Below are 17,058 nucleotides of genomic sequence, written 5' to 3'. Positions count from 1 at the left end.
GCCGCGCCGCGGACGACGCCGTGGCGGCGGGACGTGCCCGGGGCCGTCCTGGCGATGGTGCTCTGGCTCGTCGGAGCGCCGGGTTACGACTGTCCGCGTCGGGATCGGTGGTGTCGGATCCGGTGTCCGCCCCACTGGCGGGTCCCCTCGTGCTGCTCCTGTGGTTGTACGTGTCGGCGTTCGCTGTGCTGCTGGGCGCCGAGCTCAACGCCGAGATCGAGAAGATGTCGCCGACCGGCGATCGACGCCGGCAAGGTCCGGTTCCTGGGGTTGTCCTAGGCGGGTCCGGACACGATCCGCCGCGCCCACGACACCCATCCGATCACCGCGGTGCAGACGGAGTACTCGCTGTGGACGCGCGACGTCGAGGCGGAGGTGCTGCCGACGCTGCCGGAGTTGGGCATCGGCCTGGTGGCCTACAGCCCGCTGGGCCGCTGCTTCCTCACCGGACAGACCACCAGCCCAGACGACCTCGCCGAGGACGACTGGCGACGCCACAACCCGCGGTCCAGGGCGAGAACCTCCAACGCAACCTGGACCTCGTCGAGGCGATCCGTCACATGGCCAACCACGGCCAACCACAAGGGCGTCACGCCGGCGCAGCTGGCGCTGACGTGTGTGCTCGCCCAGCGCGACGACATCGTGCCCATCCCCGGGACGACAAGACCGCACCGCGTCGAGGAGAACGTCGGTGCGCTCGACGTCGTGCTCACCAGTGACGACGTGGCCGCCTCGACGGGATCGCCCCGGTCGGTGTCGCGTCCCGCACGCGGTACCCCGAGCCGCGATGGCGGTTCTCGAGACCTGATCTGGGGACAATCGGCGCCCGGGCGGTGCGATCCGTCCCCAGCGCCGCGCACGCACCCGTTCTGGGGACCCCGGCGCTGGATGTGAGATCGTTCCCCACAAGCGTGGCACGGCGCGTGGCACGCTGACGGCCGGCAGATTGCCGGCAGGCGCTCGGAGCGGACATGGTCGATCTGGTACTCGGACCGTTGCAGCGGTTCGCCGACGACACGGCGGCGACGGTGTGGGTCGAGACCGACGCGCCATGCGAGGTCAGCGTGCTTGGCACCACCGCACGGACGTTCTGCGTCCACGGGCACCACTACGCGCTGGTCGGGATCACCGACCTGCAGCCGTCGACGACGTACGCGTACGAGGTGGCGCTGGACGGCGCGCGCGTCTGGCCACCCGACGACTACGACCTACCCGCCCCCGTCATCCGGACGCGCGGCGACGGTGGCGCGGTGGTCACGTTCGGGTCGTGCCGGGGCGCCGCGCCGCTCGAACCGCCGTGGACGCTCGACAGGGCCCAGGACCCGCGTGGGCTCGGGCCTGACGCCCTGACGGCGTATGCCAACCGGATGATCGGCGACCCGCGCGAATGGCCCGATCTGCTGCTGCTCCTTGGCGACCAGGTCTACGCCGATGACGCCTCACCCGAGACGCGTGCGTTCATCCGCCAGCGTCGGGACACCAGTCAGCCGCCGGGCGAGGAGATCGCGGACTTCGAGGAGTACACGCAGCTGTACCGCGAAAGCTGGTCGACGCCGCTGGTGCGCTGGCTACTGTCGACGGTGCCTGTTGCGATGATCTTCGACGACCATGACATCATCGACGACTGGAACATCTCCCAGCACTGGCGCGAGCAGATCCGTGCGGCGGCCTGGTGGCGCGAACGGATCATCGGCGGGCTCGTCTCCTACTGGATCTACCAGCACCTGGGCAACCTCAGCCCGAAGGCGCTCGCCGACGACGACCTGTACCAACAGGTCCGCGCTGCCGACGACGCCGGCGATCTGCTCGACGCGTTCGCCGATGCCGCGGATCGCGACCCAGAGACGGTGCGGTGGAGCTTCGATCGGCGGCTGGGCGACGTCCATCTGATCGTCGTGGACAGCCGCGCCGCCCGCGTGCTGATCGAGGACCGTCGCGACATGCTCGACGAGGTCGAGTGGCGGTGGCTCGAGGCGCTGGCCTCCGAGTCGTGCCGGCACCTGCTGATCGGCACGTCGCTGCCGGTCCTGATGCCACGCAGCGTCCACGACGTCGAGCGGTGGAACCAGCAGGTCGTGCGTGGGGGGTGGGGGCGACGTGCGGCACGGTTCGCCGAGCAGGTGCGCCAGAAGTCCGACCTCGAGCACTGGCCGGCGTTCCCGCGGGGGTTCGAACGGATGATCCGGCTCGTCATCGACGCCGCGACCCGGCCCGGCGGGCCCGAGACGGTGACGCTGCTGTCGGGCGACGTCCACCATGGCTACGTGGCGCGCCTGCACGTCGACGCCGACACGCCCGTGCACCAGGTGGTGGCGTCGCCGATGCGGCAGTCGGTCCCGCCGATGCTGCTGAAAGCGTACCGGGTCGGCGTGGGCCTGCCTGGCCGCGCAGTCGCCCGCGTTCTCGCCCGCCTGGCCGGCCTCCGGCCGTCGCCGTTCCGGTGGGACCGTGTCAGCCGGACGCTGTTCGACAACCACGTGGCGACGATCAACGCCGACTCCCGCGGGGCGGATCTGCGCATCGAGACAGCGCACCAGACGCGGCCGTACGGACCCGCCGAGCTGCGCCCGGCGATCAGTATGCGGCTGCGGTGACCGTGGCACGCCGTGCCGGGAGACCGGCACGAGCTGCCACACGACGGCGAACGTGGCACGCCGTGCCGGGAGACGTCGTGGAGCCCGGTCGGCTGCAAGGTCGTCCTCGGACGCCCGCCGTTCGGTGGCCCGAGGAACGCGGCGCCGCCGTCCCCGAGCCGGGAGACGTCGTGGAGCCCGGTCGGCTGCAAGGTCGTCCTCCGACGCCCGCCGTTCGGTGGCCCGAGGAACGCGTCACGGCGATGGCCCCTGGCCTGGCGGCCACGGCGGCGGACCGGCGTCGGCGTACCGTAGTGCGGTGCCGCCACGCCGCGTGCCCTGGATCGTTGCCACGCTCGCCGTGGTCGTGCTCGCCGTGACCGCCTTTCAGCCGCGACCTCGCACGTCCGTCACCGGTGGCGCCGCAGCCGTCGACGGCTCGGACCCCGACACCGCCATGTCGGCACCGTCGACCGACGCGCCGACCTCGACCGCGGGCGTCGAGGGGACGGCCGAGGATGCCCGACCGGCGGCGGTCACGCTGCCAGCGTCCTGCGAGCGCCTGCCGCTGCGACGTCGCGCCGCGTTGGTGCTGGTCGTCGGCATGCCCGACGTGACCGACCCGGCGGACCCGCTGGTCGACGACCTGATCGACCTCGGCGTCGGCGGTGTGTTCCTGAGCGGCTACAACGTGGCCAGCAGGTCACAGGTCGCTGCACTCGTCGAGGCGCTGCATGAAGGTGCCACGCCCACCCCGTTGATCGCGACCGACGAGGAGTGGGGTCGGGTGTCGAGCTTCCGCGACCTGCTCGGTCCGACCTCGAGCCCGCGGACCCTCGCGGCGACCCGCGCGCCGCGCGAGGTACGCGCCGCCGCGCGCGCGCTCGGCGAAGACCTCGCGGCCCTCGGCGTCGACTGGGACTTCGCGCCGCTCGCCGACCTCGACGACGGTCCGGCCGGCGGGGTGATCGGCGACCGAGCGTTCGGCCCCACCGCGGACGTCGCCGGCCGCTACGCGCGGGCGTTCGCACGTGGCCTGGACCGGGCGGGCGTGCTCGCCACCGTCAAGCACTTCCCCGGGCACGGCGCGGTCGCCAGCGACGTCGACCCGCACAGCCGCACTGTGCCGTCGACCGCGACATGGCGTGAGCTCCGGGACGAGCACCTCCCACCGTTCGAGCGCCTGATCGCCGACGACGTGCCCGTGGTGATGCTCAACCACGTCAGCTACCGCACCCTCGACCGGCGCCGCCCGGCGAGCATGTCGCCGCGCGCGTACGACCTGCTGCGCGCGACCGGTTTCGACGGCGTCGCGATCACCGACTCGATCGGCATGGGCGCTGTGCACCGCCGTTGGGGCTTCCCAGCGGCCGCCGAACAGGCGCTGCGCGCCGGTGCCGACGCGGTGCTCGCGACTGACGGGACCCAGGCGCGACGCATGCGCCGCCGCCTGGTCGCCGCCGTCCGGGCCGGACGGCTGTCCGAGGCGCGCCTCGACGAGGCCGCGGCACGCATGCTCGCATTGCGCGAGGACCCCAGCCCCTGCGCCACGGCGGACTGACCGGCGCGACATCGAGACCGCTCGTCCTGCGACACGACACGGCTCTACGGCGCGGTCCGTCCCCACGTCAACGGTCCCACCGACCTGGGGACAAGGCGCGCCCCACGATGGAATCCGTCCCCATGTCGTGGCATCCACGCGCTCGGGCCCCGAGTTACCCAATTCCGGGGATGGGCGCCGCACACGTCCCGGATACCGTGCTGATACGGAAGGCGCGGGAAAGGGCACGGGGGAGCGATGGCGGGCGGCAACGGACAGACGACAAGCGTCCTCGCGACGCTGTCGGTCGTCGTCCGGGTCGTGCTGGTCCTGGCCCTGATCGCGGTGATCGTTCCGATGGTCGCCGGGGAGCCAGGCGTCCTTGACCGCCTCATCGGCCGCGGCTCGACCGTCGACGACTGGTCCGAGGCAAGCGCCGTGTTCACCCGCGACGGCGCGACCCCGGCGCAGCGCCGCAAGCTGCGGTCGCAGCTGCAGGCCCACCTCGCGCACCACGCCACGCTGAGCGTGCGGTTCATGCGGGCGACCGTCTCGGGCGATCCGGAGTTCGTCGAGACCGCCAACGCCGTCCTGGTGCGCAACACGCAGGACCTGCGCGAGACGCTGCAGCCGGCGCTCGGCGACGACGCCGCCGAACAGTTCGCCGAGCTGTGGGAGCAGCAGACCCAGCACCTGTTCAGCTACGCGGCCGGTGTGCGCGACGACGACGAGGCCGCCCGCGACGAGGCGCGCCGGAACCTGTCCACGACGATCGCCGACCAGTCCGCGCTGCTCGACCGTACCACCGGGGGCCGCCTGAGCACCGACCTGGCCGCCACCAAGCTCCAGATGCAGGTCGACCTCCTCCTGTTCCAGATCGACGCCTACGGCGCCCACAACTACGCGCAGGCATACGAGCTCGAGCGCGAGGCGTTCGGCAACATGTACCCGCTGGGCGCCGCCATCGCCGCCGCAGCGGCGGGCAAGGACCCGCGGCGCATCTCGACCACGCCGGGCGAGGAGATCACCTCGTCGCTGGCGCTGCTGCTGGACGAGCACGTCGAGCTGTCGATCGACGTCATCCGCGCCGGCGCGAACGGCTCGAGCGAGTTCGGCGCCGCCACCACCGCACTGGACGCCAACACGGCGGAGCTCACCCGGGCGATGTCGACGCTGCTGGGCAAGGCCCAGGCCCGCCGGTTCAACCGCCGCTGGGTGCGTCACATCGATCTGCTGATGCGCTACACCGTCGCGGTCGCCGAGCAGGACGTGGCCGCGCGCACCGAGCTCCAGCGCCGCCTCGACGCCACCATGCGCGGCTTCGGCCCGGCGCTGGCGAAGGCGACCGGCGGCAAGGTCAAGGCGCGCATGCTGACCAACGCCATGACCACCCACCAGTACCAGATGCTGGACCAGATCTCGTCGTTCGTCAGCACGGACTACGAGCAGGCGCACGACACGGCGTACGAGACCTACACGCACATGAACGACGTCGCGACCCGCCTGGGCCGGGCCCTCGGCGCCGCGGTCCGTGACGGGCTGCCGCGCGGTGGCGCGGCGACCGGCGGCGGCGGGATGGCGACGTCCACGTCATGACCGGGGGACGGTCCGTGCGCCGCATGGCCGTCCCATTGCTGGTGTCGGCGGTGCTGCTCGGCGGCTGCGGCGACCCGTCAGCGCTGCCGCAGATCGCCTACGAGCGCATCGGCGACTACTTCGACGACTGGGCGGCGCGGCGCGAGGAAGCGCCCCAGCGCGCCTCCGACGAGCTGCGGAACTGGTCGCCGGAGCGCGGCCGGACCGCCGAACCCCGACCCGTCGGGATCCGGCTGCCGTCGGTGGGCGTCTCGAGCCGGCTCGAGCCGCTGGGGATCGACCGCGACGGCGCCATCAGGACACCCCAGGACTGGCAGCGGGCCGGCTGGTACCGTGGCGGTCCCCGGCCAGGCGACATCGGCGCCGCGGTCATCCTCGGCCACGTCGACTCCACCACCGGCCCGGCGGTCTTCTACCGGCTGCGCGACCTGCGCCCCGGCGACGAGATCCGCGTGAGGCGCGCCGACGACTCGGTCGCGGTCTTCGCCGTCGACCGCCTCGAACAGCACCGCAAGACGCGCTTCCCTACCGACGAGGTCTACTACCCGACGCCCGAGCCGACCCTGCGGCTGGTCACGTGCGGCGGCGACTTCGACGCGCAGGCGGGGAGCTACCGCGACAACCTCGTCGTGTTCGCCACCCTACGGTCGATCCGCACCTGACCGGCGTCCCCTTCTTCCGTCGGGCACATCCCCGACCACACGCGGCGATGTGCACCCGACGAATCAGCGCGACGTCACAGCGGGCGGTTTCGCAGCGCGTGGATCGCCAGTCGCCACAGGAACCGGCGGTACACGCGCGGGCTCGTCGACACCCGGTGCGGCACGTCGACCCGGTTCTTCATCTTGTGGAACGCCGCATCGGTCAGCGGCCCGTAGATGCCGTCGATGACGAGTCCGGCGTTGATCATCACGTTCGCTGCCCGCTGGACGAACACGGTGTCCGACCGGTACCCGGTGTTGAACACCAGCGCGCCACCGCCGTCGTCGAGATGCATGTGGTCGAGGTGCGCGGTGTTGTACCCGGCGTCGAGCACGTACTTGAACCAGCGCCGGGCCAGCGCGTCGACGCCGATGTAGCGGCGGCGCAGCGACAGATACTGGCTGCGGTGGTGGCCACGGATCGGTCGGCAGGCGGCGTTGCGCCACCGGACGACGTCGAGGTCGAACGCGCGACCGAGGCCGTGGTAACCGGGCCTGTTGACGTAGACGCCGGCCGTCGCGATCCAGCGCAGGCCGCCGTACCACGGGGGCACGGCGCTCCCCAGGTTGTGCGAGAGGTTGTCGAGCTTGTGCTCCAAGTCGTGGGTCGAGCGGACATTGACGGACCTCAGCACCGGCGACACCCGCACGTACCGCAGGGGGATGCCGCCGATCGTCCGGTAGACCGACTCAGTTGCCGACATGCAACTCCCCGCCCTCGAGCACAGGGACCCCTCGATTGGTGCCGACGACCACGACGTCTCCGGCGATCACACTCAGGTCGCCGACCCGCGCGCCGGGTCCCGCCAGCAGCGAGACGTCGAGCTTCGCCTTCCCCCATCTGCGCCCGCCGGTGCGCGACACGAAGTACCGGGGCTCGGGCTCGAACAGCGGGGTGCCGGCGACGAGGATCCGACTCCGATCGATGCCGATCCCCTGGAGCGCGATGCCACGGAAGGCGTTGCGGGAGCCGTCGACGACCGACCAGCGCGACGCGTCGGCCGAGTGCCAGACCGCGCCACCCTCGATGTCCACGCTGGTCGCATACCAGCCGTCGTCACCGACCGCGACCCCCGTGAAGGAACCCTCGTTCATCGAGCCGTCGGCGCCGAGGTCGACCCGACGCCACCTCGCACCATCGGTCGAGGTCAGCACCAGGCCGCCGGTACCCTCGACGCCGTCCCGGTCGAGCGTGCCGCCCACGGCGACCAGGCGGGTGCCGTCACAGGCCACGGCGATCAGATCCGCATGCTGACCGACGACGTCCTCGAACGACTGCCCCGTCCACGCGGTGCAGTCGCTGGTGCGCCAGACAGTCGGCGTCCGCCGCCACTCGACGAAGGTGACCTGCGTATTCGGCCCCGGCACGATGCCACTCTCGGCGATGCGCCGGTCGACACGCTCGATCGTCGAGCCGACGGCCACGAAGTCGCCGGCGTACGGGGCGACGCCCCAGACCTCGGCCGTCTGCCGATCGCGCGTGCCGAGCGTGTGCTCGACCCACCGGGTGCCGTCGTCGGTCAGCCAGCCCAGCGGATCGCCGTCCGAGGACATCCCCATGACCAGGACCCCGGCGTCGCTCCTCGCGACCGCGCGTGGCTGGCCGCGGTCGGACAGCTGCACCCGGTGGATCGCGCGTGACCCCCCGGCGTCAAATGCCGTGGTGTCCGGTGGTGGCGGCGGCTGCGCGACACGCGCGGGACCGGGCGGCGGCTGCGCGACACGCGCGGGACCGGGCGCCGCCTGCGAGCTGTCGGGCTCGGCCGCGATCTCGAATGGTTGCGACGGGGGCAGGTCGACGCGGTTGCGCGCCGCCTGGTGGAACAACAGCGTCGCGCCGATGCCGATCGACGTCCCGGTCAGTATCTGGCGCCGCGACCACAGCACCTGTCCGCCGCCGCGTTGCAGCTCGCCGCTCTCCGGCAACCCCTCCACCCCGCTTGCTCCGCGTTCCGGCACGACGCTGCTCCACACCGACGAGCCCCGCACCCGCTGGTCGCGGTCGCCGTCGGCGGGGTCGGCGCGGACACTAGCGATCGGGCAGGGAAAAGCAATGATCCTCGACGCCTTGCGGATGCGCGGCAGCCAGTCCGCACAAGCGGGCCCATCGACCACCCATCCACGAGCGTGGCCGGACACCCACGCGGGCCCTGCCGCCCACGCGACGCTCGGGCCGGGAGCAGGCGGGAAGGTGCGACGGTCCCGATGCGTTGACCACGGTGACGCGACGAAGGAGTTTCCGGTGCTGGTCGAGATCTGGTCCGATGTGGTGTGCCCGTGGTGCGCCATCGGCAAGGTGCGTTTCGAGCAGGCGTTGGCGGGGCTGGCCGGCGGCGACGACGTCGAGGTCCGCTACCGCAGCTTTCAGCTCGACCCAACGACACCGGCCGTGATCGAGGGTGACTACGTCAACAGGCTGGCCGCCAAGTACCGGACGTCGACCGCCCGTGCGCAGGCCATGATCGACCTCATGACCGCTCAGGCAGCGGCCGAAGGACTGGCCTTCGACTTCTCCGCGGCCCGACCGGGCAACACGTTCGACGCCCACCGCCTACTGCACCTGGCCGCCGACCGTGGCGTCCAGCACACGCTGAAGGGCCGCCTGCTGGCCGGCTACCTGTCCGAGGGGGCGGCCATCGGCACGCACGACGCGTTGCGGCGTCTGGCCACCGAGGCGGGGCTCGACGGCGCCGAGATCGACGCGGTGCTCGGCGGTGACGCCTACGCGGAAGCCGTGCGCGCCGACGAGCGGCAGGCACGGGCGTACGGCATCGCCGGCGTGCCGTTCTTCGTGATCGACCGCCGCTACGGTGTGTCCGGCGCGCAGCCGGCCGAGGTGCTGAGGCGGGTCATGGAGCAGGTGCGCCACGACGCACCGCCCGCGACGGACCAGGGCCCGCACGCGGGCCACGACCCGCGGGACTGCGCCGACGGGTCCTGCGCCGTCGCCTGAGCCGAGCGCCACGCCCCGCGCGACGTGGGGACGGGGTCGAGCAGGATGCGAGCGGTTCTGGATGCGAGGGAGGGGTCACCGGAGGGTGACCTCGGTCACGATCATCCGGTGATCGCTGCCCGAGAACGGCCACTGCTCGCGGGACACCGCAGCGACGCCGTCACTGAGCAGCACATGGTCGAGCGGGATCCCCAGCAGCGGCGCACCGTAGGTCGGCGCCACCGTGGGACCCCGCAGGCCGGCATCCAGGAGACGTGCCATGGACGGGGACCACGGTGTCGTGTTGCAGTCGCACGCGACGACGTAGGGGCCGTCGCGCGGCAGCACGTCGTCGACCAACGTCGCGATCGAGCGGTCGTGACTGGCCGACCAGCCCGCGGTCAGCGGCGGCAGCGGGTGGATGGTGACGACGTCGAGCGGGCGGTCCGCGATCCGTGCGTGCACGACCGTCGTCGGCCGTGCCGCGCCGAGCGGCACGACGTCGGTGGGCCACGACCGCCGCGCCAGGATCATCGGCGGCGTCGTGTCCCGGCCGCGGCGTCCGGGTGCCGGCAGCAGCGACAGGTCGCCGAGCTCGTCGGCGAGCACACCGGCCACGTCCTCGCTCTCGAGCAGCACCACGAGGTCGAGGTCGGCGTCACGGATGGCCTGTGCGAGGGCCTCGACGTCCCCGGCGCCGTAACCGGTGTTGTGCACGGCGATCCGCAGCGTTCGGTCCTGCGGCGCCGCGACGGTCTCCAGCGCCCGCAACGGCGCGACGACGCTGACCACGAGGCCCGCCGCGACGGCGGCGGACGCGAGGCCCGACCGCCACCAGCGGAGCCGCAGCAGGACGGCCGCCGCCACGACCGCGATCAGGGTCTGTGACCAGCGCAGATAGGTCACGAGCACCCACGGCCACTCCCCTCCCGACAGTACGCCGGCCAGCACGCCGAGTGCGACCGTGAGCGCGACGACCTGCGCGCTCACGCCGATCACGCGGTGACGCCGCCGGCGCCTGCGAGCGGCACGGTGCCGCGCGAGGGTGCGCGGTGTCACCTGCGTGCGGGTCACGGCGCGGCGACGGCGGCCCGCACCGCCTCCATGCTCGCCCGCAGATGCGGCAGCTCACGCTCGATCGCACCGTCGGCCGTGAGGAACACGAACACGACCCGGGCCACGCGCTCACCCGTGGACTCCTCGACCGCTACCGCGTACGCGCCGCCCTGGGCACGGTAGCCGGCGACCCGCTCGTCGAGGTCGGCGGACGACGACGCGGTCTTGTAGTCCACGACCACCAGACCCTCGTCGGTGCGGTACAGCAGGTCGATGTAGCCCTCGAGCGTGCGGTCGCCCAGCGGCACCGCGACGAACGTCTCGCGCCAGCGCCGGCAGCCGGTAGCCTCACGCACCGCGGGCGTCGACAGCGCCCCGCGAGCGAGCCGCTCGACGTCGTCCTCCCGGCCGATGACGCCCTCGGCCGCGGCCTGCGCCGCCGCCGTCGCGCGCAGGCCGTCGCCACTCGCCAGGTCGATCGTCTGCAGGACAGCATGGACCGCGCGACCGATCGCCGTGCCGTAGCGGCCCTTGAGCCACGGGGCCAGGTCGAGGTCACGAGGCTGCTTGTCGACGCCCGCGGTCGCCTCGTCGTCCAGCTCGACGTCGGCGGGCAGCTCCACGTCGGTGGCGCCGACGGTGCGTCGCAGGCCGCTGCGGCCCAGCACCTGCTCCCGCTCGGCAGCCCAGGCGTCGAATGGCGGCAGCGGTGGCACGTCGGACAGCAGCGGCAGCGATTCCTGGACGGGCGGCGACACCGCTGCCTGTTCGAGTCCGGCGGCGTGCGGCGCGTCCTCACTGGCCCGCGCGATCAGCTCGGCGTTCGTCAGCTTGCGTTCGGCGTCAGCGGGCCGGCGTCGCGCCCTTCGGTGGACCGACACGATCAGGTGGTCGCGCGCGCGGGTGCAGGCGACGTACAGCAGGCGCAGCCGCTCGTGATGGCTCATCTGCTCGTCGATGGGCTTGAAGTCCTCGAACTCGGGTGTGGCCAGGTCGCGCCCGATCCGCAGCCCCATCGCCTCGCCGGGCGGGAACGACACCTGCACGCGTCCCCGGTCGGTCCGCGCCGCGGTGGACATGCCCGACAGGATCGTGACCGGGAACTCGAGGCCCTTCGAGCCGTGGATCGTCATGATCCGCACCGAGTCGTCGTCGGTCTCGGGCAGGATCGTCTCGGCGACCCGCGTGGTCTCCGACGCCTGCATCCTTGCCCACTCCGCGTACTGGCGCAGCGTGCCGGCCTCGGCTGCGCTCCACGCCCGCGCCTGGTCGATCACGAACCGGACCCGCCGCCACAGGTCGCGCGGCCGGTGCTGGGCGTAGCCGAGCTCGAACAGCCGCCGGTCGCGCACGATGCGGTCGAGGACCTCCGACGGCGCCAGCCACGGCAGCTGGTCGAACAGCCGCCGCAGGTACCGCAGCGACGCGACGACCGGGTCGTCGTGGGGCAGGTCGTCGAGGTCTGGCCAGCGGAAGTTCAGCGCACCTCCCAGGCCGAGCCGGTAGGTCACGAGGTCATCGTCACCGCACGCGAACAGCGGGGACCGCAGGGCGGTGACCAACGACAACCGGTCGGTCGGATCGGCCAGGGCGCGCACGGCGGCCAGCAGGTCGCGGACCTCACGCGTCGAGTAGACCAGGGAGCTGGTCTCCGCACGGTAGCCGACGCCCGCGGCGTCCAGCGCGCGCTCGAGCGCGGGCAGCGATGTCCGCGCGGGCAGCAGGATCGCGATGTCGCCGGGCTGCGCGCGCCGCCAGGAGCCGTCGTCGGGATCGGTCACCCGCCACCGCAGCGCCGCGCGCACGGCTGCGGCGACGTCCGCGGCCTCGCGGTCGCGCAGCTCGTCGGCGGTGGGGTCGTCGGCGTGCTCCCGGCCGACCAGCACCACGCCGGGACTGGCGGGGGCGGGCTCTCGGCTGGGCGCGGCATCCAACGCCTCGTAGGCGGGCTGGGAGCCCGGCTCGGCCGTGATCAGCCGGCCGAAGACGTGGTTGACCCATGCGAGAACCGCCGGCGACGACCGGAAGTTGGTGGTCAGCGACAGCACCGGATCGCCCAGCGTGTCGCGTGCCCGCAGGAACACGTCGACGTCCGCGCGCCGGAAGCGGTAGATCGACTGCTTGGGGTCGCCGACGAAGAACAGGCGGCCCGGCTCGACCTCGACGTCGGGCCACGGGCGGCGCGCGGCGTGCGGATCGGTGCTGGCGATCAGCACCGCGAGCTCGATCTGGATCGGGTCGGTGTCCTGGAACTCGTCGAGCAGCAGGCGCTGGTAGCGGGCGCCCAGCTGTGCCCGGACGGCCGCGCCCCGTTCGGGGTCGCGCAACAGGTCGCGGGCCATGACGAGCAGGTCGTGGAACTCCAGGTGCCCGCCAGCCCGGCGCTCCTCGGCCGCGTCCAACGTGAAGGTGGCGACCTCCAGCGCGATGCGGTGCAGTGCGCCGAGCGTGACGTCGGTGACGATCCGCACGCGGTGCTCGCGGGCCGCGGCGAGGTCGTCGAGGACCCCCTGCTTGTCGACCCAGTTCGCCGCCCTGCCGTACGAGAAGCGCAGCGACGGCCTGGTCGCGCGCAACGCGGTGAGCAGGTCGAACTCGTCGCTGGCGCCACGGAGATGCTCGACGTAGGGCGCGACCTCCTCACGCAGGTACGCACACAGCAGGTCCTCCTCGTCACCGCACTCGCCACGCCGCTCGACCAGGGTCGCGAGCTCGGCGATCAGCGCGGTCGCGTCGCACGTCGGCGGCTCCACGCGCGCCCACGGCAGCCGGCCGGGCTCTGTGACCAGGTCCCAGTTGTCGTCGAGCACCGACGCGAGGTGGCGCAGGTCGTCGAGGCGGATGTCCGAGCTGAGCGCCAGCAGGACCGTCCGTCGCAGCTCGGGCGCGTCGAGCAGCTGATCGCGGAAGCGCCGCCACCGGTCGGCGAACGCCAGCTGCGAGGCGACCTCGTCGAGGACCTCGACGTCGGGCGGCAGCCGTGCCTCGATGGGGTGCTCGGTCAGGATCCGCTGGGCGAACGCGTGCAGCGTCGAGATCGCCGCGGCGTCGAGCTGGCCGAGCGCCGCATCGAGCAGCACGACGTCGGACCCGTCCCGCTCGGCCGCGGCATCGGCGAGACGCTGCCGGATCCGGTCGCGCAGCTCGGTCGCGGCCTTCTCGGTGAAGGTGATCGCCGCGATCGAGCGCATCTCGACGCCGTCGCGCACGAGCGCCTCGACGCGGTCGACGAGCGACGACGTCTTGCCGGATCCCGCTCCCGCCTCGACGAACACCGTGGCGTCGAGGTCGTTGCGCACCCGTCGTCGGGCGATGTCGTCGGCCAGCGGGAGCACGCTCACGCGGCCGCTCCCGCGTCAGCACCCTCGTCGAGCACATCGGGCTCGACCGCCTGCACATAGGCGCGCAGGGCAGGATCGGTCCGGATGCGCTCCCACGCACGGTGCAGCTGCGCGGTCCCGAGGCCGTCGGGGTCGCAGTACACGCACTGCACGTGGCTGCCGTAGGACGGCTTGTCCGGCGGGCGCCCGGGGAACAGGCCCGCGTCGACGCCGTCGACGACCAGTGCGAGCGCCGCCCGCAGCTGCGCGACGACGTCGTCGGTCAGCCGGTAGCCGATGCGCCTGCCCCGCCCGGCGTGGGTGATGAACCAGTACTCGGTGTGGATGCCGGGCGCGTCGGGGTAGCGGTCGCGCAGCGCCAGGCCGTAGATCGGCAGCTGCAGGCGCGTCGACCCGGCCAGGGGGTCGTCGCTCGAGGCGGTCGTGTAGGTCGCCTTCCCGGTCTTGTAGTCGGTGACGAACACCGTGCCGTCGGCAGCCACGTCGACGCGGTCGATCCGGCCGCGGACCTGCACCGACCGCCCGTCGCCCAGCTCGATCCGCAGGGGTGGCAGCCCGCCGGGGAACCCGAACGGCAGCTCGGTCGCCTCGGGCGTCAACCCGTTCTCTCGCCGGCGAATGAGGTCGCGCTCGATGAAGGCCTCCAGGTCGCCGGCGATCCGGGCGCGGTCGCGGGCCCACAGCACCGCGTGTCCGGTCACCCCGCGCTGCTCCGCATCCTCGAGCGCCGCGTCGGTCAGCGCCCGCAGCGCCTCGACGGCCGCGGCGGGCCACGGCTCGTGGGGCGCAGGGACGCCGTCGCGGATCCGGTCGCGCAGCCAGGCGTCGAGCACGCGATGGACGACGTCGCCGCGTTCCAGCGCGGAGATCTCCAACAGCTCCTCGGGGTTGTCGACCGGCTTGACCCCCAGCACATGCCGGACCAGGTAGGCATGTGGACACTCCAGCCACTGCTCCAGCGTGGTCGCCGACGCGACCCTGTCACGGACGTGATCGGCGGCCAGCTTTGCGGCCGGTCCGGCGAGATGACCCGTGAAGCGACCGAAGTGGCCGGCGGTCCGGTCGTGCAGCAGCGCGGACGCGCGCTGCAGGTCGGCGTCGTTCGCGACGCAGGCGTGGTGGGGCAGCCGGCCGTCGCGGCCGAGTGGGGCGGTGGCCAGCGCCCGCAGCGCGTACTGGCGGGCGGTCGCCGGCGCACGGGCCGTGCGGACGCGGTCCGCGAACGAGGGGACGGTCTCGAGCCACGGCGCCCGGGCCGGCAGCCTGCGGCGGCCGCTGAGCTGCTCGACCGCGTCGGCCAGCCAGCGTGACGGGGCGTGCTCGGTGCTGCGCCGCAGGTCGCCGCGAGGGAACACCAGGATCCGCTGCGACCGCGCCCCAGCGAGCGCCGCCAGCAGGTGCCGGTGCTCCGTGCCGGCACGGTCGTCGCGGGGTTGCAGCTGCGCCTCGACGGTGCGCCGCGCGACGTCCGGCAACAGCGAGTCCTCGCGCGGGCGGGTCGGCGTCAGCCCCTCGGCCATGCCGAGCACGATCACGACGTCCAGGTCGACGCCCAGCGCGGACGCGGGTGTGCCGACCAGCACCCCGTGGCCGAGTGCACCGACCCGTCCCAGGTCGTCGTCGAGCTCAGCGGCCAGCGCACGCCGGAAGGTCGCCAGGTCGGTCGCCGGCTCGGTGGCGTCGAGGCAGGCGAGCCGGTCGAGTGCGGCGTCGACCCGGTCGGTGGCGTCCCGCTCGACCTCGGGCCAGTCGCCACGTCGCCGTGAGATCCAACCGTCGACCATACGCCGGCACCACGCGGCCAGGCCGCTCCAGCTGCGTGTCAGTGCGGCACGGTCGAGCTCGCGGGTGAGCTCGCCGACCGTGGCCGCAAGCTCACGTGCCTGGCGCGCCTGCCGCCGGTCGCGCTCGATCATCCAGTCCTCGGCGTCGGGATCGGGGTCGTCGGCGCGCCGCTGGCAGGCGTCGGCGTGGTGGGTCAGGCGGTCGTGCCACTCGGCCCGGCCACCGACGACGCCCGCCTCACGGCTGATCCGCTCCCACGCACCGGCGGGCACGGACCAGACACCACGTGACCTCCCGCTGTCGTCGCTCGCGGTCGCCCGGCGGACGACCGGCGCGGACGTCAGCAGACCCATGACCGCCGGACGCGCGAAGGCCAGGGCGTCCAGATCGAGCAGGTCGAGCAGCCACCGGCCGACCATGCGGTCCGACAGCGGCCTGACCGCGGCACCGTTCCATGCGATCCCGGCCGCGGCGAACTGCTCGTCGAGGATCCGAGCGTACGGCTCCGGCTGGGGGTAGAGCACGGCGATGCGCGCGAGTGGGACGCCCTCGCGGACCGCCGTGAGCACGCGGTCGATCGCCGATCGCGCCTCCTCCTCAGCGTCGGACACCGACACGATCCGGCTGACCTCCGGTCTCGCGACATCGATCGGCGGTGGCTCGAGCCCCAGCCGGCGCAGCGACCGGAGGACGTCGGCGTCGGCGTCCGGGGCACCGGTCAACCCGGCGACGACCTCGACGGGGATCGCGTCGGCGAGCGTGCGCAGCAGCGCGGCGGCGGGCAGCGACAGGCGCTCGGGCAGGTGGACGAGCACCGTGCCGAGGTCGTCGAGCACCGGGGACCCGTCGCGGACCGCCTGGGCGGCTGCGTGCATCAGGTCGGCCTCGTCGTACCACCCGGCCGCCAAGCTGCTGCGCACCGCACGGTGGATCCGCACGACGTGCCGCACACGTTCGACCGGTCCGTGCGCCAGCGTGCCGAGCGCATCGGGCGTCAGGTCCGACAGCTCGCGGTACGAGCGCACCAGCGCCTTCTCGGTCGAGGGATGCTCGGCGACCGGCGCGAAGATGCCCGGATCGGCGCGCAGGACCTGCCGCACGACCGCACCCAACAGGGGCGTCGACACCGGCCGTCGGCCCGCCGCCGCCAGGGCCGGGGCTCCCAGCAGCTCGGCCAGCCGGTACACGGTCAGCAGCGTCAGTCCGGCGATCCCCCCGCCGCGGGCGGTGACCGCACCGAGCTCCCCCGAGGCGAGCAGACGCCGGGTCGACACCCCTACGTAGTTGGTCGGCACGAGGACCGTCACCGGGTGCAACGGATCGTCCGCCTTCGCCGCCGACAGGCGCGCACGCAGGCGCGCCGCCGCGGGACGGCCGTACGGCGTGACGGACAGCGCGAGTGCGGGCATGGGCGTCAAGGATAAGGATTGGACCGCCCGTCGTTGGCGAGCGCCCACATGTCCCAGACGTCACAGTCGGGTCATCCGGCTGCGCCGGCGTTCCGCTGCCGCCGTCGGACGCGCGGTGAACCTGC

The 17,058-nt window shown here is 73.1% G+C and carries 11 protein-coding genes; 6 read left to right on the top strand and 5 right to left on the bottom strand.

Annotated elements, in window-relative coordinates; translation table 11 throughout:
- Positions 1-294: 294 nt before the first annotated feature.
- The 5 genes from VK923_15915 to VK923_15895 all read left to right on the top strand — a co-directional run bounded on the left by VK923_15915 (position 295) and on the right by VK923_15895 (position 6,371).
- On the top strand, positions 295-894 hold the full coding sequence (locus tag VK923_15915) for an aldo/keto reductase (protein HSJ46161.1): 600 nt from the start codon (positions 295-297) through the stop codon (positions 892-894).
- Between the two features lie 77 nt (positions 895-971).
- Positions 972-2,594, top strand: a complete 1,623-nt coding sequence (locus VK923_15910; GenBank protein HSJ46160.1) for an alkaline phosphatase D family protein — start codon at positions 972-974, stop codon at positions 2,592-2,594.
- 313 nt (positions 2,595-2,907) lie between these two features.
- Positions 2,908-4,134 (top strand): glycoside hydrolase family 3 N-terminal domain-containing protein, encoded by a 1,227-nt coding sequence (locus tag VK923_15905; protein HSJ46159.1) that lies wholly within the window; start codon positions 2,908-2,910, stop codon positions 4,132-4,134.
- A gap of 237 nt (positions 4,135-4,371) precedes the next feature.
- Positions 4,372-5,709: a hypothetical protein gene (locus VK923_15900; protein HSJ46158.1), complete on the top strand. Its 1,338-nt coding sequence runs from the start codon at positions 4,372-4,374 to the stop codon at positions 5,707-5,709.
- Positions 5,710-5,732: 23 nt separating this feature from the next.
- The gene (locus tag VK923_15895) at positions 5,733-6,371 is read left to right on the top strand and encodes a class F sortase (protein HSJ46157.1); all 639 of its coding nucleotides are present in this window, start codon (positions 5,733-5,735) and stop codon (positions 6,369-6,371) included.
- A gap of 74 nt (positions 6,372-6,445) precedes the next feature.
- On the opposite strand, the gene VK923_15890 is transcribed toward VK923_15895, so the two are convergent.
- On the bottom strand, positions 6,446-7,114 hold the full coding sequence (locus VK923_15890) for a hypothetical protein (protein HSJ46156.1): 669 nt from the start codon (positions 7,112-7,114) through the stop codon (positions 6,446-6,448).
- The gene (locus tag VK923_15885; GenBank protein ID HSJ46155.1) at positions 7,101-8,345 is read right to left on the bottom strand and encodes a hypothetical protein; all 1,245 of its coding nucleotides are present in this window, start codon (positions 8,343-8,345) and stop codon (positions 7,101-7,103) included. Before VK923_15885 ends, VK923_15890 begins: the two co-directional genes overlap by 14 nt.
- Before the next feature lie 307 nt (positions 8,346-8,652).
- Between VK923_15885 and VK923_15880 the strand changes: the two genes are divergently transcribed.
- Complete coding sequence (locus VK923_15880; protein HSJ46154.1) at positions 8,653-9,363, top strand: DsbA family oxidoreductase; 711 nt, start codon at positions 8,653-8,655, stop codon at positions 9,361-9,363.
- A 75-nt stretch (positions 9,364-9,438) separates the two neighbouring features.
- Here VK923_15880 and VK923_15875 read toward each other — a convergent pair whose 3' ends face one another.
- The 3 genes from VK923_15875 to VK923_15865 all read right to left on the bottom strand — a co-directional run bounded on the left by VK923_15875 (position 9,439) and on the right by VK923_15865 (position 16,933).
- Positions 9,439-10,332 carry an endonuclease/exonuclease/phosphatase family protein gene (locus VK923_15875; protein ID HSJ46153.1) on the bottom strand — a complete coding sequence of 298 codons (894 nt, stop codon included), beginning with the start codon at positions 10,330-10,332 and terminating at the stop codon, positions 9,439-9,441.
- Between the two features lie 80 nt (positions 10,333-10,412).
- Positions 10,413-13,739 (bottom strand): UvrD-helicase domain-containing protein, encoded by a 3,327-nt coding sequence (locus VK923_15870; protein ID HSJ46152.1) that lies wholly within the window; start codon positions 13,737-13,739, stop codon positions 10,413-10,415.
- A complete protein-coding gene (locus VK923_15865) occupies positions 13,736-16,933 on the bottom strand; it encodes a PD-(D/E)XK nuclease family protein (protein ID HSJ46151.1) in 3,198 nt (1,065 codons plus the stop codon). The genes VK923_15870 and VK923_15865 overlap by 4 nt, the downstream gene beginning before the upstream one ends.
- Between the last annotated feature and the right edge of the window lie 125 nt (positions 16,934-17,058).

Source organism: Euzebyales bacterium, assembly GCA_035461305.1.
Classification (GTDB): Bacteria; Actinomycetota; Nitriliruptoria; order Euzebyales; family JAHELV01; genus JAHELV01.
Note: the sequence above shows the minus strand (reverse complement) of the source record. Positions and strands in the feature narration are given on the sequence as shown.

Bases quoted from the DNA above. Each gene is read 5' to 3' on its own strand.
- VK923_15895 (HSJ46157.1), top strand. From the start codon at position 5,733: ATGGCCGTCCCATTGCTGGTGTCGGCGGTGCTGCTCGGCGGCTGCGGC.
- VK923_15910 (HSJ46160.1), top strand. From the start codon at position 972: ATGGTCGATCTGGTACTCGGACCGTTGCAGCGGTTCGCCGACGACACG.
- VK923_15900 (HSJ46158.1), top strand. From the start codon at position 4,372: ATGGCGGGCGGCAACGGACAGACGACAAGCGTCCTCGCGACGCTGTCG.
- VK923_15890 (HSJ46156.1), bottom strand. From the start codon at position 7,114: ATGTCGGCAACTGAGTCGGTCTACCGGACGATCGGCGGCATCCCCCTG.
- VK923_15865 (HSJ46151.1), bottom strand. From the start codon at position 16,933: ATGCCCGCACTCGCGCTGTCCGTCACGCCGTACGGCCGTCCCGCGGCG.